Origin of the sequence: Bradyrhizobium sp. (assembly GCF_035935975.1) — a bacterium.
In the GTDB taxonomy this organism is placed as follows: domain Bacteria; phylum Pseudomonadota; class Alphaproteobacteria; order Rhizobiales; family Xanthobacteraceae; genus Bradyrhizobium.
In genome coordinates, this window is the sequence record NZ_DASYWN010000052.1 from 387,357 (window position 1) to 410,389 (window position 23,033).

Sequence of the window (23,033 nt, forward strand, 5' to 3'; positions counted from 1 at the left end):
GGGATTACCCTTCAAAACCGTCGTAGGCGCCGGGACGTTCGAGGATCGAATAGCCCTGTCGCAAATGCTGGATCGCCACCTGCACGGAGCGTGCGAACATCAGCACGAAGCCAGCCAGGACGGCGTAATAGACGTAGTCCTTGGGAAGATTGATCGTGGTCATGGATTCGTCGCCGATGATCTGGATGTAGACCCAGACCAGCTTGATGGCGTAGCCGAAGAAGGCGATCCGGATCAGGTCGATCACCGTCGACAACGCGCGCGCCACGACGCGCGGCAGATAGCGGTAGATCAGGTCGACCTGGATGTGTCGCGACAGCCGCACGCACATCGAGGCGCCGATGAAGACCACGCCGATCAGGCAGTAGGTCGCGATCTCCTCGGTCCAGGCATAGCTGTCGTTGAGGACATAGCGGGTGAAGAACTGCAGGAAGACGGCGAGCGCCATCACCCAGAAGATCGCCAGCGCCACCCAGTCTTCGAAAGCATAGACGCCGAGATCGACCTTCGGGGTCGCCTCCTCCTCGAAGGTATGGGCGATCTCGTCCCCGGTGATCTGCCGGTGTATTTCGACGGTCGACATGTGGTTACTCCCCAAAGACCCTTACTGTTATTCCGGGGCTCGCGAAGCGAGAACCCGGAATCTCGAGGTTCTCAGGTGCGCAATTGCGCACCGTAGTTCGACGCTTACGCGTCGCCCCGGAACGACGGGCGTCCCTTATTTCACCGCCTGGATGCGTTCCCAGTCGGCCTTGCGATAACCGAAGGTCTCGAACGGAACGTTCTTCAGCACGATGTCGCGGAATTCGTTCTTGTCGACCTCGGTCACGGTCAGGCCCTTCTCCTTGAAGAAGGACACCAGCTTGGCCTCGTTCTGCTTGATCTCATCGGTCGCCTTGGCGGCGGCTTCCTGCGCGACGTCGGTGAAGATCTTCTTGTCCTCGTCGCTCAGCTTCTTCCACAGCGCGCCCGCCACCACCGTGTTGAGGTGGTCGACGATATGGCCGGTCAGCACGATGTGCTTCTGCACCTCGTAGAACTTCTTGGCCTCGATCGTGGTCAGCGGATTCTCCTGCGCCTCGACGGTGCCGTTCTGGAGCGCGAGATAGACCTCGGCGAAGGCGATCGGCGCGGTGTTGGCGCCGCAGGCGCGCGGCATCGCGAGATAGGCCGGCACGTCGGGCACGCGCATCTTCAGGCCCTTGAGGTCGGCACAGGTCTTGATCGGCTTATTCGACGAGGTCTGGCGCACGCCATAATAGGTCACCGCGACGATGTGGTGGCCGCTCTTGTCCTCATAGCCCTTGGCGAGCTCCTTGAAGATGTCGCTTTTGGTGTAGGCGAGCAGATGGTCGGAGTCGCGGAAGGTGTAGGGATAATAGGTCACGCCGATCGGCGGGAAGCTCTTGGCCGCGAAGCTCGAGCCGGAGATGATGATGTCGACCGAGCCGAGCGAGAGGCCCTGGTTGATGTCGGCTTCCTTGCCGAGCTGCGAAGCCGGATAGACGTCGACCGTGTAGCGCCCGTTGGTGCGCTTGCCGATCTCCTGCGCGGCCCAGACCGAGGCGGTGTGGAACGGCTCCGAGGTCTCGTAGACATGGGCCCATTTGAGCTTGGTCTGCGCCATGCCGGGGCCCGCCGCCGCAAACATTGCCGCGACCGAAGTCGCCAGCACCATCGTCATCTTCTTCAACACTGACTTATCCTCCACTGACTAAAGTCTGCTTCTTGTTCACCCGCGTCCGAAATGGATGCGGGCCGCCCAATCTCATCGCCGCCGCGCACCGCCGCTCTTGGCCTGCTTCTTCGGCTCTCGCTTTGGTTTCGCCGGCTTCGCCGGAGAGCGCGCGACCCGACCACGCCCGGCAGGCGCGGCAGCCTCGGCGCCGAAATTCTGCGCAAAGCGCTCCTGCGAGCGCGCCAGATGTTTTCGCATCGCCTCGCGGGCGGCGTCGGGATCATGCGCCGCGATCGCGTCGCGCACGGCGCGATGCTCGTCGAGCGCCGTGCGCCAGGTGCCCGGGCTTTCGAAATAATGCGCAAGCTGCGCGAAATAGGGATTGAGACGCTGGTCGAACAGCTCGCCGACCACGCGCACCAGCACCGCATTGCCGAGACTGCCGGCGATCGCGACATGGAAGGCGCGGTCATGCACCATCGAGGCTTCGCCGGGATGCTCGACATTCTCCATCGCGATGAGGGACGCATCGATGCGGGCGACGTCGTCCTTTGTCGCCACGCGCGCGGCCTGCTCGGCAATGGCGCTTTCGAGGAATTCGCGGGCGCGGAGCAGCTCGAACGGGCCTTCGATGACGGCGGATGGTGCCGGTGCGGCGTCGGCGGGCTCGGTCACATAGATGCCGGAGCCGACGCGGATGCGGACGCGTCCCTCCACTTCGAGCGCGATCAGGGCTTCGCGCACCGTCGGACGCGAGATCTTGAGCTGCTCGGCGAGCTCGCGCTCGGTCGGCAAGCGACTGCCGACCGCGTACTCGCCGCTGTCGATCAGGCTTCGCAATTGATCGGCGACCTGGCGATAAAGCCGTCTCGCCTCCACAGCTTCCAGCGGCACGCTGGCCTCCCTGAAAGGGTCGCGCGGGATCGTCCCGACCCGCGGCCCGCCAATTTTGGAAAATTGGTCTTACCAATTGACCGGAGCATTGACCGAGGACTGGCGCCATGTCAAGCAGCGGCCAAACACAGGGAGAGACGACCATGCGTCCAGGTTCAGAGCGTCTTGGCCGCGCCAATCTCGACCGGCTGCCGCCGTCCATCCGCCGCCCGGCCTATGACCGTTCGCGCGTTACGCCCGGCATCGTGCATTTGGGACTGGGCGCATTTCATCGCGCACACCAGGCCGTCGTCATCGACGATTGTCTTGCCAGCGGCAGCTCGTCCTGGGGCATTGTCGGCGCGAGCCTGCGCAGCCCGGATACGCGCGACGCCCTCGCCCCGCAGGATCATCTCTACACCGTTGCCGTGCGTGCCGCCGAAGGCACCGAGCATCGCTTGATCGGCGCGCTGCTCGACAGCGTCGTTGCGCGCGAGAACCCGGCAGCGCTGGTCGAGCGGATGGCCGATCCCGCCATCCGCATCGTCTCGCTGACGGTCACCGAGAAGGGCTATTGCCACACGCCGCAGACCGGCGATCTCGACGAGCGGCATCCTGATGTCGTGCACGACCTCAACAATCCCGATGCGCCGCGCTCCGCACCCGGCTTCATCGTAGCCGCGCTGGCGCGCCGGCGCGCGCAGGGTCTGCCGCCCTTCACCGTGCTGTGCTGCGACAATCTCGCGGCCAACGGCCACACCGTGCAGCGGATCGTGACGCAGTTCGCCGCGCTGCGCTCCAAGGATCTCGGCAAGTGGATCGCCGATAACGCCGCCTTCCCGTCGACCATGGTCGACCGCATCGTGCCGGAGACGACCGACGCCGACCGCGATGCGGTCGCGGACGCGCTCGGCCTGCGCGACGCCTGGCCGGTGATGACCGAGCCATTCACGCAATGGGTGGTCGAGGACCGTTTCACCGCAGGCCGGCCCGATCTTGCGGCTGCGGGCGTCGAGCTCGTCACCGACGTCAAGCCGTTCGAGCTGATGAAGCTGCGGCTGCTCAACGCCAGCCATTCGGCGCTGGCCTATCTCGGCTATCTCGCCGGTTACGAGACCATCGCCGACACGATGCAGGATCCGCATTTCGCGCGCCTCGCCGCGCAGGTGATGGAAGAGGCCGCAGTGACGCTGACGATGCCTGCGGGCACTGATCTCGCCGCCTACCGCGCCTCGCTGCTCAAGCGTTTTGCCAATCCGGCGCTGCATCACCGCACCTGGCAGATCGCGATGGACGGCTCGCAAAAATTGCCGCAGCGCCTGCTCGGCGCGATGCAGGATCGCCTCCGCAAGGGCTTGCCGATCGCAACGCACGCGCTCGCGGTAGCCGGCTGGATGCGTTATGTCACCGCACGCGACGAGCAGGGCCGCGCCATCGACGTGCGCGATCCCCTCGCCGCCGAGTTCGCCGCGCTGGCGCGTGAGGCGGGTCCCGTCGCGGAGAAGCTCGCACTCGAATTGCTTGGCGTGGAAAAAGTGTTCGGCCCATTCGGCGCCGAGCCGCGCCTGCGCGAGGCCGTGACCTCCGCGCTCGGTCTCCTTTATAAGGACGGCGCGCGGCGGGCCGTGGAGACACATGTTTCGGCGTGACCACAAAGCAGGCAATGCTGCACTGCGGTCGAAGTCAAACCTAAAATCGATCGGAAGTCGCGCTTGATTTTTGTCCGTCCTTGCCGCACCCGAGAGGTATGGCAAAGGACAACAAGGTCATCGCCGCCAACGCGGCCTTCTACGCCGCCTTTTCGACTGGCGATTTCGACGGCATGGAGCGGATGTGGGCGGATGACGACGCCATTTCCTGCATCCATCCCGGCTGGCCCGCGATCATCGGCCGCGCCACCGTGATCGGAAGCTGGCGCGACATCCTGCAAAATCCGGAGCGGCCGCAGATCACGTGCGCCGAGCCTCAGGCCATCGTCGACGGCGACAGCGCCCGCGTGCTCTGCATCGAGATCGTCGACGGCACCGCTTTGGCCGCCGCGAACCATTTTCGCCGCGTCGGCGACGGCTGGCGCCTGGTGCATCACCAGTCGAGCCCGATTGCGCAAATTGTCGAGCAGGCCGAGGACGATAGAGCGAGTCACCGCGTCCACTGACGGCCGCCCTCACGCCAGTGTGATCTACTGTGCATGGGGTTGTTTTTCAGTTTTTGTTTTCGAGCTCCCGAGTTCCGACAGATCGCCCAGCACAATCCGCGCTTCCGCGAAGTCATCGTCCCGAAAAAACATGCTGCGTGTGATTAGCACCGGAATGTTCGCCCGCGACGCCGCGATCAGCCCGTTGCCGGAATCCTCGATCGCGAGGCAGTCGGCTCCATCCAGCTTCAGCCGCGCCAGGACCTCGAGATAGACATCCGGCGCCGGCTTCTTGTGCCTGACGTCGTCGCCCGCAACGACCGCATCGAAATCGGCCGCCCAGCGCGGTCCCAGCGCCTGCGACAGCAGCGCATCGATATTGCCGTGCGAGGTCGTCGTCGCAATCGCAAGCCGCTGGCCGCGCGCCCCGGCCGCCGCCAGCAGCTCCGCCACGCCCGGCCGCAACGGGCAGCAGCCGGTTTCGATCAGCTCGGCATAATGGTCGGTCTTGATGCGGTGAAGCTCGGCGATATCAGCGTCCGACAGCGGCGGCGCGATCCACTGCCTGTTGTTGTAGGCCCGCATGCGCTCCTTGCCGCCGGTGACGTGCAGCAGGACCTTGTAGGTGGCCCGGTCCCAATGCCAGTCGAGACCGTGGCGGGCGAAGGCGTGGTTGAAGGCCCGGCGATGCAGTTCCTCGGTCTCGGCCAGGGTGCCGTCCACATCGAAGATCAGCGCGGCGGCGCGCCGGATCAGTTCGGCCGCATCCGCTGGAGCGATCGCTTCTGCCTGCATGGTCGACGCCTCCCTTTGACAGCCGAGCATCGCCCGAGGCCGCAGGCCAGTAAAATTGCAATATCTTTTGTCCGACCCAAAAATCTCTTATGAGCGAACGACGCGCGGCTAGCCGCGAACGGGAACCTTGACCTGTACGGGAGACGCATGCGGCTCTTCATCCTCGGCCTCGGCTACAGTGCCCGGCACTTCGTCCGCAACTTCGGCGGCAGCTTCTCCCATATCGCCGGCACCGTGCGCGATCCCGGACAGCGGAACGACCTCGCCGGCATCGAGGTACATGCCTTTTCCGGCGGCCAACCGGCACGCGAGACGGTCGAGCGCATCGGCGCAGCCGATGTCCTCCTCATCTCGATCCCGCCCGGCAGCGCCGGCGATCCCGCGCTCGCTGCATTCGGCGACGTGCTGGCGACGGGCCGCCGCAAGGTCGTCTATCTCTCCACCATCGGCGTCTATGGCGATCACGCAGGCCGCTGGGTGGACGAGACCACGCCGCCGCAGGCCATGTTCGAGCGCACGCGCCAGCGGATCGCGGCGGAGCAGGCGTGGGCCGACACGGCGCGCGGCGATGTCGCGATCCTGCGGCTCGCCGGCATCTACGGCCCCGGCCGTAACGCGCTGGTGACGCTGCGCGCCGGCACGGCCCGGCGCATCGTCAAGCCGGGACAGGTCTTCAACCGCATCCACGCCGACGACATCGCGAGCGCGATCATGGCCGCGGTGAACCATCATGGCGGCGGCATCTGGAACGTCTGCGACGACGAGCCCACACCGCCGCAGGATGTGATCGCCTATGCCGCAGAGCTGATGGGCGTTGCGCCGCCGGCCGAGGAGCCATTCGAGAGCGCCGAGCTGTCGGCGATGGCCCGCAGCTTCTATGCCAGCAGCGCCCGCGTCTCCAATGCGAAGCTGAAGCGCGAGCTCGGCGTCACGCTGGCCCACCCGACCTATCGTCATGGCCTCGATGCATTGTGGCGCGCAGGTGAAGGACGCTAGGCCTCCCCCGCCTCCCAGACATGCCCGGCGCGCGCTTGACTTCGGACTGGTGCGGTCGTGATCTGGGCATCGAGCGAGCCACTCGCACAACGAGCTCGCTCTTTGGGAGGATCCAATGAACAAGACGATCGCCATGATCGCGGCGGCGGCTGCCATCATCACGTTCGGTGCTGCGCGCGCCGCACCACTGCCTGAAGCCAATCCTGACGACGCCGGTTTCTCGAAGCAGGGCCTTGCACGGCTCGACAGCTTCTTCGCGCGCGAGATCGCGGCCAAGCGCGTGCCCGGAGCGGTCGTCGCGGTGGCGCGGGACGGCAAGCTCGTGCACTACAAGGCCTACGGCATGCTCGATCCGGACAAGGGCACGCCGATGACGGTCGATGCGATCTTCGCGCTGGCCTCGATGACCAAGCCGATGGCGGCGGTCGCGGGCCTGACGCTGATGGAAAAAGGCCAGTTGCCGCTGCAGGCCAAGCTGTCCGATTACTATCCCGGCTTTGCCGACATGAAGGTCGGCGCGGCGCAGGCCGATGGTTCGCTGAAGCTCGAGCCGCAGGCCTCGCCGATCTTCATCCACGATCTCTACCGGCACACGTCCGGATTGATGTATGGCGGCCGCCCGGACTCATCGAGCCCGGTGGCGCGACTTTATCCCGACGGCGTCGCACCGGCGGTGGAAGGCGACACCCAGGCCTTCATCGAGCGGATGACGAAGCTTCCGCTGGCGCATCAGCCCTCGACCGAGTTCGAATACGGTTTTTCGATCGACGTGCTCGGGGCCGTGGTCGAGAAGGTGAGCGAGCAGAAGCTCGGCGATTATCTCGCCGCCAATGTGTGGCAGCCGCTCGGCATGAAGGACGCGACCTTCCACCCGACCGACGCGCAGCGCCCTCGCCTCGCTCGTCCGTTCGCCAACGACCCGCTGACGGGAAAGCCGCAGGCCATCAGGCTGCTCGACACGCCGACCAAGTTCGACTGCGGCGGCGCCTGCTCGTTCGCGACGATGGGCGATTACGTCCGCTTCGGACAGATGCTGCTCAACGGCGGCGAGCTCGACGGCCAGCGCATCCTCTCGCCGAAGACCGTGCACCACATGACGACCAACCACCTCGGCCCCGAGATCAAGAACAACGTGGCAAACATCGAGCCGCATCGCGCCGGCTTCGGCTTTGGCCTGGCGGTCGCGGTCCGCACCGGCGAAGGGCTGTCGTCGGTTCCCGGCAATCCCGGCGAGTTCACCTGGAACGGCGCCTACGGGACGCAGTTCTTCTGCGATCCCAAGGAGCGTCTCGTCGTGGTGGTGGGAACGGCCGCGCCGGGCGAGCTGCGCAAATATTATCGCGAGCAGGTGCAGGACATCGTCTATGGCGCGATGACGAAGTGAGACCAGCGCTGCTCGATCGAGAAAGGGCGGCCACTCGGGCCGCCCTCTTTAATTCCAGAGCATGATCTTATCGGAAGACCGCTACACTTTTCCGGATCATGGTTCGCTATCAGCTCAATACGCCGTACTTCTTGAACCAGGCTTCCGCCTGCTTCCAGGCATCCTCCGCCGCATCCTTGCGGTAGCTGCCGCGGTAGTCGGCATGGAAGCCGTGTGGCGCATCCGGATAGATCTTGAATTCGGCCGTCTTCTTGTTCTCTGCGAGAGCCGCCTTCATCTGCTCGACCTGAGCCACCGGGATGCCGGTATCGGCACCGCCGTAGAGGCCGAGCACCGGCGCCTTCATCTCGGGCGCGAGCTGCATCGGGCTCTTCGGCCACAGCGGGTTGGCGGGGTCGACCACCGTGCCGTAGAAGGCAACGCCAGCCTTGAGCGCGCCGCGATGAGCGGCATATTCCCAGACCGTGCGCCCGCCGCGACAGAAGCCGATGATGCCGAGCTTGGCGGTGTCGCCGCCTTGCGCACCCGCCCATGCCACCACCGCGTCGAGGTCCGACAGCAGTTCGGCGTCCGGCTTCGAATTGACGATCGGCAGCAGATCCTTGATCTCGGTGACCTTGGTGAGGTCGGTGCCCTTGCGGAAGTAATAGTCGGGCGCAATCGCGAACGCGCCGAGCTTGGCCAAGCGCCGCGTCACGTCCTTGATATATTCGTGCAGGCCGAAGATCTCCATCGCCACGATGATCACCGGCGCCTTGGTGTTGCCGGCCGGGCGGGCGAAATAGGCAGGCATCTCGTCCGAGCCGACCTTGATCTTGGCATCGCCGGCCTGGAGGCCGCTGATATCGGTCGCGATCGGCTCGGCACGGACCGGACCTGCCGCAAGCGTGTAGCCGGCCGCGACGGCCGCGGTGGCGCTCATGAATCCGCGGCGCGAGACCGGGGCAACTTTCGTCAGCCCGACGACGTCGGATGTCATGGTAGTTTCAAAGCTCATCGGTCAATCCCTTCCTGCTGCCTATGCTCGCCCCCTGGGGCGGCGCATTCGCCAATAGTTGCCGGGCAAACGCAAGTCACCAGCCTGCGAGGATGCTCATCCCTTCGTCGGCGTGGACTGCTGCTTCTTTCGGCAGCGTCCGGCACATGCGGGACCCTGGACGACAAAATGGCCGATCAGATCACCCGCCGCCCCAGGTCCGATCGTGTGCGGGATTTAACCGCGTGGCTGCGCTGCGGCGCAACATCCATTAACCGATAATTGCGGTTCTCCCGCCGCACCCCACATGGTCGGATGTTGCAGACATGGCGCCGCTTCGCGCAATTCGAAACGCTCCGCCGCAACAAATGGGCATCGCAGTGGCCGTAACGACACATCATGTTGCCGGGATGTCGTGCGCTATCGGAATCTTGCACACGAACCGCAGCCATTTGACTGAAATTTTCGGAAGAGTTGAGCCGAGCGGTTTACTCGAACTTTCTTTGTGACGCTCTAGTTGCACGGCCGGAAGTTCCATCTCGGGAAACCGGGAGACATCTTTCCCGAGCGCGCTTCTCTGTCCGTCGCTGACGGAGGATCACGCGAGAAACTCATTGTCGTCCACCAGATTGCGCTGCCCAAGGCTCAATTGAATAAAGCTTTATCCGACCCGGAATTGAAATGAATTTGGCTCGCGAATCGATTGAACTGTTGGAGCAGGTCGCGCGGATCCTGTGGTTCGAAGGCACCAAGCACGGCTTGCGCGACCGCGAGTGGATGGCGCTGCGCTTCCTGTCTCGCGCCAACCGGTTTTCCCGCACGCCTTCGGCGCTTGCGAGCTACGTCGGCACCACGCGCGGCACCGCCTCCTTCATCATCGGCGAGCTCGAGCGGCTCGGCTATATCGAGCGAAAGCGTTCGGCCAAGGACAAGCGGTCGGTGATGCTGAGCGTCACGCAGCAGGGCAAGAAGTTCCTGGCGCGCGATCCCGTCAACGTTCTCGTCGAGGCGATTGCCAGCCTCGACGACGAGGCAAAGATCCGTTTCCGCGACGCGCTTCGGCATGTGCTGGATCAGTCCGATGCCGCCGAGCAGCGCCACCATACCGACGTCTGCAAGCGCTGCATCTTCCTCCGGGAGGATCGCACCAGCGCGGACGGCAAGCCGACGGTCGAGTTCAGCTGCCGCCTGTTTCGCGCGCCGATCGCGGAGCCGGAGATCGAGCTGCTATGCACCAGCTTCGAACATCACCGGCAATAGACGACGTCGTCGATCAGGGCGTCGCCTTGCGCGACGAATAGATGACACCGCCGGTGGACTCCACCACCAGGCGTCCGTTTTCGTTCCTGATCTCCTCGATGCGGCCAAGGCCGGGCACCTGCTGTCCCAGCACCGCCTCGATGACGCCGTTCGGGCTTTGCAGGATCGCGATCCCTTCATAGGCCTGGCGAACCGACCAGCCCTTGACCACTTTTCGCGGGGCGGACGGGGGCACCGAACCCGTGATCTCGGGCGGCGCGAGCGAAGCCATCATCGGCGCGGCCTGCGACGGCTGCACGGCGACCGCCGCCGGCGCCGGAGCGGCCGCCTGGGTCTGCGCCAAAGCGAGCTTGTCCAGCTTCGCGGTCGAGGACGAGCTGACGCGCTCGATGCGGTCGAGGTTGTCGGCAAACCTGCCGAAGCGGTCGTTGGTCGCCTTGCTCGATTGATCGACCGCGGTGCGCAGGCCGTCGAGATTTTCGGAGACGCCCGACAGCTGCTTGCGCAGCTGCGCGACCGTCTCGCGCAGATTCCTGATCTCCGTATTAGCCGCAACGTTGCTCTGGGCGGGCTGCGTGGTGAGATAGGCGATCACGCCGGTGCAGGCGCAGACCACCATGACGGCGGCGACCGCCAATGTCGCGAGCGGCGCGACCCATGTCGGGCGCGGCGGCGGCGGCTTGGCGACGATCACGGCCGGCTTGATCACGACCGGTGCAGGCTTCGGTATCGCCATCTTGTCGAGACGCGCCTTGGCGCGAATGCGCTTCAATCCCTCGAGCGCTTCTTTCGCCAGAGTCTCGTCATTCGTCGCAGCCGACATGCGTTTTGCATTTGCCGCAGGCTTCGCCGCTTGCGCCGTATTTGAAGTGCGTACTTCCGGAGCCGGCTTCGCCGCCGCATCTGCGGTCGCACTGGGACGAGCTTGTCCATCGGACGACATATGAAAAATGCTCCGTTCGCTTCGATCTATCGAAGGACGAATTTATGTGCCGAAGCTTGCCTGAAACGTGCGCATCAAAAACTTTTCAGCGCGCGCGATGCGACATCGCATGAGTCAAACGCGTCACGCACGTGGCAAGAGTGCGACTCGAAAGACACACCCTCGCCAAGATTTCGCCAAGCTGGAGTCCAGACGCCACACCTGAGTCGAATTGTCGCATGTGGAAACTCTGTGGAAAGAGTCAATCCGGGGTTGAAAACACCCCCGAGCAACGCACCGGCCACACCACCCAAAACAGCTGCAATTCCGGGGGGATGCGGAACTATAGAAACGTCACGGTGCAAAAATAGTTCGTAAACTAAATCAACTGATGCGGTAAAAAATATCAAGAAACAACTCGAAACAAACCAACAGCATCAAACACACTTAGCAATCGCTTTGTAGCGGGCGCTTGATCGGAAATCGGCAATTGTTACGGTCCTACTCAAGTGATTCTCGCCAGTTGGCGAGGAGATCGGCAAGGTTCAGTAGCGTTCGGACGCGATAAGCAACTTGGCGCAACTGTTCTAGGTCGCTGTCTCAATCCGCTCCGCGAGGTGATCCGTAAGACACCCGCCGAGCCTCACGCAGTAAGCGTTCAGTATCGAGTCGAAGTAACAGGCCCGCACATGTGGGCACTGAATGCGTAGGGCTGCCCGCGAATATCGAAACCATAACAACGGTTCGCGGGAGGGAAATATCGTCAAACAGCATGGCTGCCGAGCCGGGGCATCACAAACAACCGCCCGGCCGCTGCAAGTGCGAAACAGGGGCGAAGACTGATGTATATTATCGTTGATGATCGCGAGAGCGTCACGAACAGCTACGTTGGAGGGCTCGTTCGCGAAGGCGTCTCGTCGATCGGGTTCTCCTCCGGAGAATTCTGGGACTGGCTGCAATCTGCGAGTGAATCGGACCTGGCTGCGGTCGACGCTTTCCTCCTTGGGGATTGCGATGCCCGCGGAAGCCTGCCGCGGGCGATGCGCAAGCGCTCCGCTGCTCCCATCATCGCCATGAGCGGCCAGAAGATGCTCAAGAACACGCTGGAGCTGTTCGAATCGGGTGTCGACGACGTCGTTCACGTGCCGATCCACCTGCGCGAGATCCTCGCCCGAACGGCCGCGATCGCGCGCCGCCGGGTGGGCGAACTGCCGAGGCCCTGCGAGACCAGGATCCAGGTCTTCTTCAACGGACGTGACCCCGAGATTGCGGGACACGCCCTCACCCTGCCCCGCCGCGAACTGCGCATTCTCGAGTATATGGTCAGCAACCACGGCAAGTGGGTCACCAAGACGCAGATCTTCAACGCGGTCTACGGCATCTTCGAGTCGACCTTCGACGAGAGCGTGATCGAGAGCCACGTCAGCAAGCTGCGCAAGAAGCTCCGCGACCGCCTCGGCTTCGACGCGATCGTGGCCCGTCGCTACGTCGGATACCGCCTCAACATTCCGGCCGGCGAGACCCTGGACGAGCCGGAGCAGGACCTCGACGAGGTCGGCATCCTCCTCAACAGGGCGCATGCCGCCCCGGCGGCCTATCCGGCCGGCAACTGACGCGGCCGAGCACCGCTACGAAACGACAACGGCCTCTGCGGAACACTTTCGCAGAGGCCGTTGCACTTTCAGGGATCGAGACCACGAAATTCAGGCGGCGCGGACGCGGCAAGACGCGACGCGATGAGGATCGCGCCTCAGCCCTTCACGCGGGCATGGAGCGGCGGCAAAGCCGCGTCAAACCTGTCGGGCGAGCCTTACGGCTTCGACTGGAATTCTTCTTTCGAGACGTAGTTGAAGTCCTCGACCAGGACGTCCTGGACCACATCGGCCTGCATCCGTTCGTTGACGCGCTGCTTGATGCCGGTGGTGAGGACGGAAAGGTCGTAGCGGGCGAGCTTCCTGAAATCGAGGCGATCGTCAGCGTAGATCTTGCGGAAGGCCTCGTCGACGACGAACGGCTCCGGCGGCACGTTGAGCTGGTGCAGGGTCCGCGCCTCCACGGTGTAGACGAAACGCGCGACGATGTAGCCCTGCACGCCGCCGTTCTCGATCATCGGCACACTCAGCGCCCGCGTCTTCTGATACTGGAGCCCTTCGAGATATGCGTCCTTGGCCGGCAGCAGGCTGCCGTTCTCCTTCCAATAGGCCACCCCGTAGCTCGTGCCTGCGGTGAGGATGCAGACCCAGAGCCCGGCCAGAACGAGTCTGATCATTTTGCGTCCTGCGCTGTACGACCGGTATAAGTGCCGTCCGACTCGGCGTCCTTGATCGCCTTGACGATGATGGACGCGACCTCGCGCACTGCATCGTAATGCATCTCGAGGAGGGAACGATTGCGTTCAAGCTTCTCGCGCAGGCGCTGGATCTCCTCGGTGACCTCGACCTCGGCGCCGAGATGCATCCGCGCCCGCATCAGGCGGACGAATTCGAGCATGCTCCGGCTTTTCCGGGCGCTGAAATCGTCGAAATCGACCTTCTTGCCCGACGACAGCGCGGCCGTCTCCTCCTCGACGATGGCCTCGAGCCGGCGGATCGCCGCCAAGAGGCCGCGCACCTCCTCCGACTTCTCCGCCTCCGTCGCGTCGATCACCACCTCGCCGCCGACGTGCGGCAGCAGCACGGGCAACAGCGCATCGCTTGATGCCGCCTCCATCGCCATCGCCTCGGTGTCCACCACCGGCTGCTCCATCACCAGGGCCGCCGCGCCTTCTTGTGCCTGCATAGGAAATTCACCCCTCAACGTCTGTCACCCATTCCCTGATCGTCATCCGGCCTTGCCCATCGTGTCCGGCGCCGCTGGATGTGCGCCGGCGAGCTGCTTGGCAATGCCAATGCCCTTGCCCTTCGCCAGCTGAGCGCCAAGCTGCTCCGCCAGCATCGACTTCCACACGCCGCCGGCAGTCCCCTTGCCGAACACCTGCTCCGATTCCTTCGGCAGCATCGTCTCGACGAACGTCTGGAGGATGAAGGCCTCGAACTTGCGATAGACCTCGTCCTGGCCGGGCTTCTTGATCACCTGCACCGGCGGCCCGTTCACGGCGGTCGACTGCGTCCCGGCAAGCGTCGCCGCCGATTGATCGGCAGCCGCTTTGGCCTTGCTCGCTTCCGCAACCATCGTGGCGGCGAAATCGGCGTCAGACGATTTCAGCGCATCGAGCTTTGCGGTCGCTGCGCGCTGGGCCACGGGGTCGGCGGCGTCGAGGACGTCGAGAACGAGGTCGGGGGTTGCAGTCACGATCATGTCTTATTCCGGTTGGCTGGCCGTGGCGTCCACTCGCGCACGGTAAGTGTTCCCGTCATGTCCTCGAGCGAGCGCTTTTCCGCGTCGCGAAGCTTGTCCGCGAGCGCCGCCTTGGCGACTTCCTGAAGCTGTTTCACGCGGCGGGTCTCCGAGCGAACCTGGTCGAGCTGCCGCGACGCCTGCTCCTTCACGACGCGCGCGCCGACGGCCGTCCTGTTGAGGCGCCGCGCGAGCGATTCGCTCGACGACCCCGCCGGGGCCTTTCCCTCGTTGAGGGTGCCGACCAGCCATTCCTGCTCGTCCTGCATGCTTTGCTCTTGCTGGCGCAAATGCGCCAGCTGCCATTCGGCTAGCCGGAGTTGAAGCTTCACGAGCGAGACCATCCGACCGAGCTTGTCCGCGCGCGACTTCATGACCGGTCACTCCGCCAGCCACGACGAGACGCCGAGGGTGAACTGCGTCAGGAGCTCGTCGCTGGTGAGATAGAGCAGCATGAAGCCCCCGAACAACACGAAGGGCACCGAGACGAAGTAGACCGGAATCGTCGGCGTCAACTTGTTGATCAGGCCGGCCGCCAGATTGACCATGATGGAATAGACGATGAAAGGGCTGGCGATCCGCAGCGTCAGCACGAACGCTTCCGAGAGGTGGCCGACGAGCTGGTCCAGCGCCATGCTGCCGCCGAGCCTGTTGCCGGGCTGCCAGACGTCGTAGGAATTCATCAACCCGCGCAGCACCTGCCAGTGCTGGTCGGTCATGAAGAACAGCGTCGTGACGGACGCCATGATCAACGGCACGATAGTGGGCGCCGGATCGGTGTCGGCGACCGGCGTGCCCGGGATGCTGCTGAGCCCGATCGCGTTCGCCATCACGGTTGCCATGGTCTGAAGTGCCAGGAAGAACACGCGCCCGCCGAGGCCAATGACGATGCCGATCAGGCTCTCGGAGCCGATCAGGAGCGCCAGCGTCAGCGGCGCCGCGTTCTCCGTGAGAGGTTTCAGGATGGTCATCAGGATCGGCGTCAGCGCGAACGTCGTGACCAGCGCGATGAACAGGCGGATCTGGGCCGGGACGTTGACGCTGGAATAGCCTGGCACGAACATCAGACAGCCGCCGATGCGGCAGAACACGATGAACGTGACCAGCACGCTGTCGGTCAGGCTGCTGATCACGATATGGCTCCGAGCGCCCTGATCTCGGAGCTGCGCGCGACCTCGACATGCGAGAGGATCGGTAGCGTCGGGAATACCCGTTCCAGGATCATCCGGACATAGGGACGGGCTTCGGGGGTTACCGCCAGCACCACGCTGGTGCCGTTATCGGTGAACTTGCGGATCGCGGCGCTGGCTTCCGTCGCGAATTGCTCGATCAGGCGAGGATCGGCGTCGAACTCGACGACGTCGCCCTTGGCGTCGCGCTTGAGGCTCTGGTGGAACGCCAGATCCCAGCGATTGCCGAGGCGGACCACGTTGAGCACGCCGTTGTCGGAGAGGTCGCCGCAGATCTGCTGGGCAAGACGCGTGCGCACATGCTCCGCGACCTGCTCGGAGCGCCGCACATGGGGCGCGATCTCGGCGATGGCTTCGAGGATCAGATGAAGATTGCGGATCGACACCCGCTCGGCCAGCAGGATCTTCAGGATTGCGAGCAGGCCGGAATAGGAGATCTGCGACGGGCAGAGATCCTCGACCAGACGCTTGTATTCGGGATCGAGCCGGTCGAGCAGGCCGCGCATGTCCTTGTAGGACAGGAGCTGGGCGAGATTGGCCCGGATCACCTCGCTCAGATGCGTGAGCAGCACCGACAAATTGTCGACCGGCTTGCAGCCCTGACGCTTGACTTCGTCGGTGAAGGCTTCCGTGACCCACAGGGCCTTCATGCCGAAGGCGGGCTCGATCACCTCCTCGCCGGGCACGTCGGGCTTGCCGTCCTTGTCGACCAGCACCAGCACTTCGCCGAGCCTGAGCTCGCCATGAGCGACGCGCGTGTCATGAATCCGGATCTGGTATCCCTTCGGATCGATCGACAGATTGTCGGTGAGCTTGATCTCGGGAACGACGAAGCCGTACTGCTTGGCGAACTTCTTGCGGATCTTGGCCACGCGGTGCGCGAGCTCGTTGCGCGAGCCGAGAAGATGAACCGAAAGGTGCCCGCCGAGCGCCAGCTCGATCTCCGCGGTCTTGAGCGATTCCTTGACGGATTCCTTGGCCTCGCTCTGGGCGCGTTCGTCGGCCTTGCGGGCCTCTTCCTTCTGCTTCTCGGCGGCCGCCCGCTTCGGCAGGGAATAGCCGACGAAGGCCATGACACCGCCGAGCAGGATGAAGGGCGGCATCGGCAGCCCCGGCATCAGCGCGAGCACGAACATCATCAGCGCGGCCGCCGACACGGCGCGGGGATAGCCGCCGAGCTGCCGCAGCACGGCCTGCTCCGCCGAGCCCCTGGTGCCGCCCTTGGAGACCAGCAGGCCCGCCGACAGCGACACGATCAGGGCCGGCATCTGCGACACCAGGCCGTCACCGACGGAGAGCTTCGTGTAGACGTCGGCGGCGCGCGACAGCGTCAGCCCGTGATGGGTGACGCCGATGACGATACCGCCGAAAATGTTGATCGCTGTGATGATCAGGCCGGCAATGGCGTCACCACGGACGAACTTCGAGGCACCGTCCATGGCGCCGAAGAATGCGCTCTCTTCTTCGAGCTCGCGGCGCCGGCGCTGGGCTTCCTTGTCGTCGATCAGCCCCGCGGACAGGTCCGCGTCGATCGCCATCTGCTTGCCGGGGATGGCGTCCAGGGTGAAACGCGCGCCGACTTCGGCGATACGCGTCGCACCCTTGGTGATCACGACGAAGTTCACCGTGACCAGGATCGCGAAGATGATCAAGCCGATGACGAAGTCGCCGCCCATGACGAATTTCGAGAAGCCGGCGACGACGTGGCCCGCGGCCTGCTCGCCCTCCCCGCCCCGCGACAGGATCAAGCGTGTCGTCGCGATGTTGAGCGCCAGGCGCAGGATCGTCGCGATCAGCAGCACGGTCGGGAAGGCGGAGAAATCGAGCGGCCGCTGGATCCACAGCGAGACCATCAGGATCAACGCCGACAGCGCGATCGAGAAAGCGAGGCCGAGATCGATCAGGATCGGCGGTATCGGCAGGAACAGAATCGTGAGCATGGTCACGATGCCGGCCGCGAAAAAGGCATCCGCCCCGAACCGGCGGGTGGTGGGCAGGCTAGCAGCTAATGTATCGGCCATGGGTCACCGGCAGAGGGTCCGCCCCTAGTTTGCCGTGCAAAGCTTACGCGAGGGTGGTGGCCACCAGCCTCGCGACTCAGAAGCCGCGTTCGATATGCGAATAGACCATCTCGGTGAAGGTCGAGAGATGGGCGCCGATGAAGGAACCGGAGACGGCGACGACCACGAGAATGACGATGATCTTCGGAACGAAGGTCAGCGTCATTTCCTGGATCTGGGTCAGCGCCTGCATCAGTGCAATGAGGGTACCGACCGCCATCGCCGCACCGACGGCGGGTCCGGAGGCGACGATGATGGTCCAGATCGCCGCCTGGACGATGTCGAGGGCGTCGCGCTCGTTCATGACTGGCTGATGGTGAGCCCGGGCCCGACGGCGACCTTGGTGCCGTCCGCGAGCGTCGCGACGGAGCCGTCGCTGTTGATGGAGATCGAGGTGACCTTGCCGCTGAAGGTCGCTCCGGTCGAGTCGGTAAAGCTGACGGTCTTCCCGATCAGTCCGTCGGCCTGCGACAGCGATTGCGAGGACAGCAGCGAATCCAGCTTGGTGTTGGTCTGCATCGCCTGCTCGACCGTCGAGAGCTGCGCGAACTGGCTCATGTATTGCGACGTGTCCATCGGGCTCGTCGGGTCCTGGTTCTTCATCTCGGCGACGAGGAGCTGAAGAAACGTGTTGTAGTCGACGCCGCTGCTCGACGTGGACGAGGTCGAGCTGGTCGAACTGGATGACTTGCTGGTGCTGTCGGTCGCGCTGGTGACGTTCATTTTAGCCTTTCCGCTGTCAGGCAGCCTGGACTGGGGCGGTGGCGCCGGCCAGGATGACCTGCTCCACCGGGAACAGCGCCCGAATTCGCTTGAGCGCCTCGAAATAACGGGTCGTCTCGACGAGCTCGTCGACCGCGGCGAGCCCCTCCAACATCTCGCGGCTCTCGCACACCGCGACCAGGGCCGTGTAATGCTGGGCGTAGAGCGCCGAGGCATCGCGGACGTCGGTTGGGTTCATCAGCATGAGCTGGACGATGAAATAGAGCTGCCGCAACGCCGTGGTGGCGTCGGAGGCCTGCATGACCTGCCCTTCGAGCAGGAACATCACGTCGTTGACGAGCTCAAGGGAGACCTTGCGGTCCACCCGGAGCACCGCGCCGTTGATGTAGATCCGTTCACCCGCCCGCAAGGAGATCTTCATCAGAGAGCGTCTCGGATCATGCGGTTGATTTCGATGAGCTGCACGACGTCGTTCGACTTCTCTTCGCGAAGGCGGTCGGCTTCCTTGACCACCCACAAGCCGATCGAGATGATGTCGGCGCGCAGCTTCTCGGGGAGCCCGTTTTCCGGATGCGCGAGATCCTCGATGAAGATCGTCCATAGCCGCCGCACGTAGAGCAGGCTCTGGATCTGATCCTCGTAGCTGAAGCGGCCCTTCTGGAGCCGCTCGAGACGGTCGATGCCGAGGCTGAGCGCCTGCCGCTCGCGGCCCCTCGCCTCATAGCCGCTCTCATCCACGACCGCTTCATAGGCTTCAAACGTCATCAGAACCACTCTGCGCAGGAAATCGAAACAAGACTAAGGTTACGAGCTTGTGGCGCCGTGGAGCCCAGGCTCAGAGATAGTTGATGAGGCTGATCTTCTGGAGCTGCGAGGTCAGCGCCAGCGCCGTCTGGATCTGGGTCTGCAGGGTGTTGACCCGGACCGAGGCTTCCGTCGGATCGACCTTCTCCATGCCGACGATCTGGTTGTTCAGAATGTCCTGCTGCGTCTTGAGCTTGTCGGTTGCGGAGGTGATCCGCTGCTGGACCGTGCCGACTTCGCCGCCGAGCGTAGCGAGGCCGGTGATGGCGTTCCCGACGAGGCCGATGGCCTTGTCCACGACGACCTGGAACGTCGACTGGTCCAGGTTCGCGTTTCCGAGATCGGCCATCATGGTGTAGGCCTCGGCGAGCATGCGGAAGGCGGGCTCGTTGGCGCTGACGGACGTATCGGCGACGTCGGTCGTGGAGATACGGCTTTGCATGACCTGGTCGGTGGCCGTCGACCAGTTGGTGTTCCAGGCCGGGCTCGCGAACTCGGCATCGAAGGTGGTGTTGAGGAAGGTCTGCATCTGGGCCGGCGTGATGTTCTTCACGTTGGGCGAGGACTGCGAGAAGCCGAAGGCCGCGAGGAAATCGGCGTCGACCTGGTTCTTGCTGGCCGTGCCGGCGGTGTAGGCCGTGATCGGCACGTTCTGGGTGTTGATGCCCGAGAACAGATACGAGCCGTTATAGGAGATGTTCAGCGCGCCGATCAGATCCTGGAGGTTGGAGGACGCAGGCGGCAGGATGATCCGCCCGCCGCCGTCGGTGCTGCGGGCAGCGATCAGGTCCTTGAGGAAGGACGTTGCGGTCGTGTTGAGCTGGGTGATCCGGTTCTGCGTCACGTCGAGCCGTCCCGCGACGAGCCCGTTGGTATCGACGAGCTGATCGGCGAAGCTCCAGTCCGCCCGCAGGGTAAGGTCGCTTCCCGTCGTGGCACCGAGCTCGAGGCCGACATCGTAGAAGCGGCCGGTGGTTGCTTCCGTCGACGCCTTGCTCAGCAGAGACTGGTTGTTCGTGATCGAGGACCTCAACGACGAAGACAGCATCAAGGTCGAGATGTAGTTCGCGCTCATCATGGCTTAATTCCCCACGGCAGCCAGCAGGCTCTGCAGCATTTGGTCGACGGTCGAGATGATCTTCGACGACGCCGAATAAGTGCGCTCGACCTGGAGCATCAGGGACATCTCGTCGTCCATGTTGACGCCGCTGACGTTGGACAGCGCCGCCGTGCTGCGGTCGAGCAGCGTTTTCTGGTAGGTGACGTTGGCGTCCGCGGTCTTGCGCTGGTTTTCGATCCAGCTCGACGACGACGATGCGTAGTCGATCAGGCTGCCGCTCGGCTTGCCTTGCGTGGTCGCATCGAACGGCTGCGCCGCATCCATGCCGCCGATGAGCTGCTGCAGACGGGCCGAGTAGCCGCCGTTGCCGGCGGTGTTGTATTGGTACGCGACGTTGCCGCTGATCGCGCCGTCGCGGAGCAGATTCGGGTTGCCGCCCTGGGCGGGATCGACCGACGCGGCAACACTGATCAGGCCGGCGAGGCCGACCGAGACGGTGGCGCTCGCAGGCATCGCCGGCGCACCGGGATAGGTGAAGAGACCGGGAACGTCGGGCAGCGCCGCGCCGGACTGATCACTCTCCCTGAAGGTGTTGATCAGGCCGCGCGCGATTTCGTCGAGCTGGCTCTGATAGGTGACGGTGTCCTGGTCACGCAGCTGAGCAAGGCCGGCGAGCTTGCCCGACTTCAGCGGCATCACCGAATTGGCGCCGGTCACCGGCACGCCGTCGACATAGACCGCATTGCCCGTGGTGCCGGCGGTATAGATGTTGGTGGCCGCGAAACTCACCGTCCGCGCGGTCTTGTCGAACAGGACCGCGCCGCTGTCGGTGTAGAGCGCCGCGTCTCCGTTGGGACGGAGCGACATCGTGACGCCGAGCTCCTGCGACAACTGCGAGACGATGCTGTCGCGCTGATCGAGGTAGTCGGTGACGTCGTCGCCGGAGAGCGTGCCCTTCACGATCGCGGTGTTCACCGTCCCGAACTGGGAGAGTAGCTGATTGATGTTCTGGACCGACGTTTTCATGTCGGCATCCGCGCCCGCGCGGACCGACTGGACCGTCTGGGTAGCCTGGTTGAGCGCGGTCGCCATGTCCTTGGCGGACGTGACCGCCGCCTGCGCCAGCGTGGTGTTGTCCGGGGCGTTGGCGTATTGCTGCAGCGCCTTCTTCAGCGCATTGAGCTGTGCCGTCGGCGACTGGTCGAGCTCCGTATCGTCCACCGTGGCGGATGCGATCTTCTGGAGACCGTCATAGATCGCGTTCTGCTTGGCCGACGACGAGGTCGCGGTCAGGACATTGTCGTAGAGACCCGAGCTGGCGGCGCGCTGAATCGCCGCCACGTAGACGCCGGCCCCCGGCAGATTGTCCAGCACGGCGATCTTGCGCGAATAACCGGTGGCGCTGGCCCCGGCGATGTTGCGCGAGATCGTCGAGGACTGGATGCCCGACGCCATGAGCGAAGAGCGGGCGGAGTCGAGAGCGGCGGTAAGGGACATGATCTGCTCTTGCGCGGAATGAGCGCTGAAGAATTCAGCGCTTCAGGTTGACGACGACGTCGAGCAGTTCGGAGCCGGTCTGGAACGATTTCGAGTTGGCGGTATAGCCGCGCTGGGCCTCGATCATCCCGGTGAGCTCGTCCGCGAGGTCGACGTTGGAATCTTCCAGGGCGCCGGACTGGATCGTGCCAAGGCCGCCGGTGCCGGCATTCCCGGCCTCCGCGTTGCCGGAATTCATGTTGGTCGAATAGACGTTGCCCGGCTCCGGCGTCAGATTGTCGGGGCTCGCGACGTCGGCAAGCATGATGGTGTAGAGCGTCAGCGACTGTCCATTCTTGAGGACCGCCGTCACGTGGCCTGCAGTGTCGACATCGACCTTGTCGATGGCGGAGGGAACGCTGCCGTTGACGGTCGCCTTGAAGCTGAAGTCGGTTCCGACCTGCGTCATGTTCGACAGGTCCATGGTCAACGGCGCACCGCCGGGGACGGTGAAGGAAAGGGTCGTCGGGCTCGCCGCGGCCAGCGTGCCTTTGCCGGTTGCCGTCGTATCGAAGGTGAACGTGGTGGCGGCACCAAGCGACGTACCCGTCGCGGAGTCGTAGACCTCAATCTGCCAGCTGTCCGAGCCGGCGGCCGTTGCCGTGTGAGACATGTAGACGTCGAGCGTAACGGCCTGGCCGATATTGTTGTAGGCCACGATCGAGCTCTTCGACGAATATGACGCCGGACCGGGCGGGCCGGCGATCACAGCCGCTTTCGGATCCAGATTGCCGGTCGTGAGCGTCCCCGCCGTCGACGGCACCGGCACCTGCGAAACCTGGGCGATGTTGACGATCTGCATGCCGGACAGGCTGTTCTGCGAGAAATTGCTCACGTTACCGGGCTGGCCCAGAAGGTAGTAGCCCGCCGCGTTGACCAGATTGCCCTGGCTGTCCGGCACGAACGAGCCGGCGCGCGTCAGATATTGCTGCGTGTTGTTGGCGTTCGACACCACGAAAAAGCCGTTGCCCTGGACGGCGAGGTCCGTCGTCGACGTGGTGAACTGCGTATGTCCCGCATCGGAGATGGCGTAGCGCACCGTGGTCTCGACGGCGCCGGAGTCGTAGTTGCCGGATCCGCTCTTCAGGATGAGCGACGAGAATTCCGTCGAAGCCCGCTTGTAGCCGGTCGTATTGACGTTCGCGATGTTGTCCGAAACCGTCGACAGCTTGTTGGACTGCGCGCTCATTCCGGAAACACCGGTGCGCATAACACCATACAGGCTCATGAATTAGGCTCCTTTGTCAGGTTGCAGCTACAATGCTGGTTCTTGCTTGCGTGAGGCTGATGATTGGGAACCGTGCAC

The 23,033-nt window shown here is 64.1% G+C and carries 25 protein-coding genes; 6 read left to right on the top strand and 19 right to left on the bottom strand.

The features are described from left to right. Window positions 1-4: 4 nt before the first annotated feature. From VGR99_RS32520 to VGR99_RS32530, 3 genes are all read right to left on the bottom strand, one after another. Window positions 5-583, bottom strand: coding sequence for a TRAP transporter small permease (locus VGR99_RS32520; RefSeq protein ID WP_326904023.1), 579 nt, complete (start codon window positions 581-583; stop codon window positions 5-7). A 135-nt stretch (window positions 584-718) separates the two neighbouring features. Next, complete coding sequence (locus VGR99_RS32525) at window positions 719-1,678, bottom strand: sialic acid TRAP transporter substrate-binding protein SiaP (protein ID WP_326904089.1); 960 nt, start codon at window positions 1,676-1,678, stop codon at window positions 719-721. Window positions 1,679-1,768: 90 nt separating this feature from the next. Beyond that, the gene (locus VGR99_RS32530; protein ID WP_326904024.1) at window positions 1,769-2,572 is read right to left on the bottom strand and encodes a FadR/GntR family transcriptional regulator; all 804 of its coding nucleotides are present in this window, start codon (window positions 2,570-2,572) and stop codon (window positions 1,769-1,771) included. A gap of 143 nt (window positions 2,573-2,715) precedes the next feature. On the opposite strand from VGR99_RS32530, the gene VGR99_RS32535 reads away from it, so the two are divergent. Both VGR99_RS32535 and VGR99_RS32540 read left to right on the top strand, forming a co-directional pair. Further along, window positions 2,716-4,200, top strand: coding sequence for a mannitol dehydrogenase family protein (locus tag VGR99_RS32535; RefSeq protein WP_326904025.1), 1,485 nt, complete (start codon window positions 2,716-2,718; stop codon window positions 4,198-4,200). Between the two features lie 98 nt (window positions 4,201-4,298). Then, window positions 4,299-4,706, top strand: a complete 408-nt coding sequence (locus VGR99_RS32540) for a nuclear transport factor 2 family protein (protein ID WP_326904026.1) — start codon at window positions 4,299-4,301, stop codon at window positions 4,704-4,706. 24 nt (window positions 4,707-4,730) lie between these two features. Here the strand turns inward: VGR99_RS32540 and VGR99_RS32545 are convergent, their stop codons facing one another. Next, on the bottom strand, window positions 4,731-5,480 hold the full coding sequence (locus tag VGR99_RS32545) for an HAD family hydrolase (RefSeq protein WP_326904027.1): 750 nt from the start codon (window positions 5,478-5,480) through the stop codon (window positions 4,731-4,733). A gap of 147 nt (window positions 5,481-5,627) precedes the next feature. Between VGR99_RS32545 and VGR99_RS32550 the strand changes: the two genes are divergently transcribed. Both VGR99_RS32550 and VGR99_RS32555 read left to right on the top strand, forming a co-directional pair. Beyond that, entirely contained in the window at window positions 5,628-6,476 is an 849-nt protein-coding gene (locus tag VGR99_RS32550) for an SDR family oxidoreductase (RefSeq protein WP_326904028.1), read from the top strand. A 115-nt stretch (window positions 6,477-6,591) separates the two neighbouring features. After that, complete coding sequence (locus tag VGR99_RS32555; RefSeq protein ID WP_326904029.1) at window positions 6,592-7,860, top strand: serine hydrolase domain-containing protein; 1,269 nt, start codon at window positions 6,592-6,594, stop codon at window positions 7,858-7,860. A gap of 109 nt (window positions 7,861-7,969) precedes the next feature. Here VGR99_RS32555 and VGR99_RS32560 read toward each other — a convergent pair whose 3' ends face one another. Then, window positions 7,970-8,857 (bottom strand): dienelactone hydrolase family protein, encoded by an 888-nt coding sequence (locus VGR99_RS32560; RefSeq protein WP_326904030.1) that lies wholly within the window; start codon window positions 8,855-8,857, stop codon window positions 7,970-7,972. A 660-nt stretch (window positions 8,858-9,517) separates the two neighbouring features. Here VGR99_RS32560 and VGR99_RS32565 point away from each other — a divergent pair. Beyond that, complete coding sequence (locus VGR99_RS32565; RefSeq protein WP_326904031.1) at window positions 9,518-10,096, top strand: MarR family winged helix-turn-helix transcriptional regulator; 579 nt, start codon at window positions 9,518-9,520, stop codon at window positions 10,094-10,096. A 13-nt stretch (window positions 10,097-10,109) separates the two neighbouring features. Here the strand turns inward: VGR99_RS32565 and VGR99_RS32570 are convergent, their stop codons facing one another. Next, entirely contained in the window at window positions 10,110-11,039 is a 930-nt protein-coding gene (locus VGR99_RS32570) for a hypothetical protein (RefSeq protein ID WP_326904032.1), read from the bottom strand. An 821-nt stretch (window positions 11,040-11,860) separates the two neighbouring features. Between VGR99_RS32570 and VGR99_RS32575 the strand changes: the two genes are divergently transcribed. Beyond that, window positions 11,861-12,631: a response regulator transcription factor gene (locus VGR99_RS32575; protein ID WP_326904033.1), complete on the top strand. Its 771-nt coding sequence runs from the start codon at window positions 11,861-11,863 to the stop codon at window positions 12,629-12,631. Between the two features lie 197 nt (window positions 12,632-12,828). On the opposite strand, the gene VGR99_RS32580 is transcribed toward VGR99_RS32575, so the two are convergent. The 13 genes from VGR99_RS32580 to VGR99_RS32640 form a co-directional block, all read right to left on the bottom strand. Further along, window positions 12,829-13,287 carry a hypothetical protein gene (locus tag VGR99_RS32580; protein WP_326904034.1) on the bottom strand — a complete coding sequence of 153 codons (459 nt, stop codon included), beginning with the start codon at window positions 13,285-13,287 and terminating at the stop codon, window positions 12,829-12,831. Next, on the bottom strand, window positions 13,284-13,796 hold the full coding sequence (locus VGR99_RS32585) for a flagellar biosynthesis protein FlgN (RefSeq protein WP_326904035.1): 513 nt from the start codon (window positions 13,794-13,796) through the stop codon (window positions 13,284-13,286). Before VGR99_RS32585 ends, VGR99_RS32580 begins: the two co-directional genes overlap by 4 nt. Before the next feature lie 42 nt (window positions 13,797-13,838). After that, entirely contained in the window at window positions 13,839-14,315 is a 477-nt protein-coding gene (locus tag VGR99_RS32590; RefSeq protein ID WP_326904036.1) for a rod-binding protein, read from the bottom strand. After that, complete coding sequence (locus VGR99_RS32595; RefSeq protein ID WP_326904037.1) at window positions 14,312-14,728, bottom strand: hypothetical protein; 417 nt, start codon at window positions 14,726-14,728, stop codon at window positions 14,312-14,314. The genes VGR99_RS32590 and VGR99_RS32595 overlap by 4 nt, the downstream gene beginning before the upstream one ends. 6 nt (window positions 14,729-14,734) lie before the next feature. Further along, on the bottom strand, window positions 14,735-15,487 hold the full coding sequence (gene fliR / locus VGR99_RS32600; RefSeq protein WP_326904038.1) for a flagellar biosynthesis protein FliR: 753 nt from the start codon (window positions 15,485-15,487) through the stop codon (window positions 14,735-14,737). After that, on the bottom strand, window positions 15,484-17,565 hold the full coding sequence (flhA, locus tag VGR99_RS32605; RefSeq protein ID WP_326904039.1) for a flagellar biosynthesis protein FlhA: 2,082 nt from the start codon (window positions 17,563-17,565) through the stop codon (window positions 15,484-15,486). Before flhA ends, fliR begins: the two co-directional genes overlap by 4 nt. 76 nt (window positions 17,566-17,641) lie before the next feature. Beyond that, window positions 17,642-17,908, bottom strand: coding sequence for a flagellar biosynthesis protein FliQ (gene fliQ, locus VGR99_RS32610; protein ID WP_326904040.1), 267 nt, complete (start codon window positions 17,906-17,908; stop codon window positions 17,642-17,644). Continuing rightward, window positions 17,905-18,327, bottom strand: a complete 423-nt coding sequence (gene flgD / locus VGR99_RS32615; protein WP_326904041.1) for a flagellar hook assembly protein FlgD — start codon at window positions 18,325-18,327, stop codon at window positions 17,905-17,907. The genes fliQ and flgD overlap by 4 nt, the downstream gene beginning before the upstream one ends. 16 nt (window positions 18,328-18,343) lie before the next feature. Then, window positions 18,344-18,748, bottom strand: a complete 405-nt coding sequence (gene flbT, locus VGR99_RS32620) for a flagellar biosynthesis repressor FlbT (RefSeq protein ID WP_326904042.1) — start codon at window positions 18,746-18,748, stop codon at window positions 18,344-18,346. After that, the gene (flaF, locus tag VGR99_RS32625) at window positions 18,748-19,092 is read right to left on the bottom strand and encodes a flagellar biosynthesis regulator FlaF (RefSeq protein WP_326904043.1); all 345 of its coding nucleotides are present in this window, start codon (window positions 19,090-19,092) and stop codon (window positions 18,748-18,750) included. The genes flbT and flaF overlap by 1 nt, the downstream gene beginning before the upstream one ends. A gap of 70 nt (window positions 19,093-19,162) precedes the next feature. Next, window positions 19,163-20,209, bottom strand: coding sequence for a flagellar hook-associated family protein (locus VGR99_RS32630; RefSeq protein WP_326904044.1), 1,047 nt, complete (start codon window positions 20,207-20,209; stop codon window positions 19,163-19,165). Window positions 20,210-20,212: 3 nt separating this feature from the next. After that, the gene (gene flgK, locus VGR99_RS32635; protein ID WP_326904045.1) at window positions 20,213-21,688 is read right to left on the bottom strand and encodes a flagellar hook-associated protein FlgK; all 1,476 of its coding nucleotides are present in this window, start codon (window positions 21,686-21,688) and stop codon (window positions 20,213-20,215) included. A 34-nt stretch (window positions 21,689-21,722) separates the two neighbouring features. Then, complete coding sequence (locus VGR99_RS32640; protein ID WP_326904046.1) at window positions 21,723-22,955, bottom strand: flagellar hook protein FlgE; 1,233 nt, start codon at window positions 22,953-22,955, stop codon at window positions 21,723-21,725. Window positions 22,956-23,033: the final 78 nt, after the last annotated feature.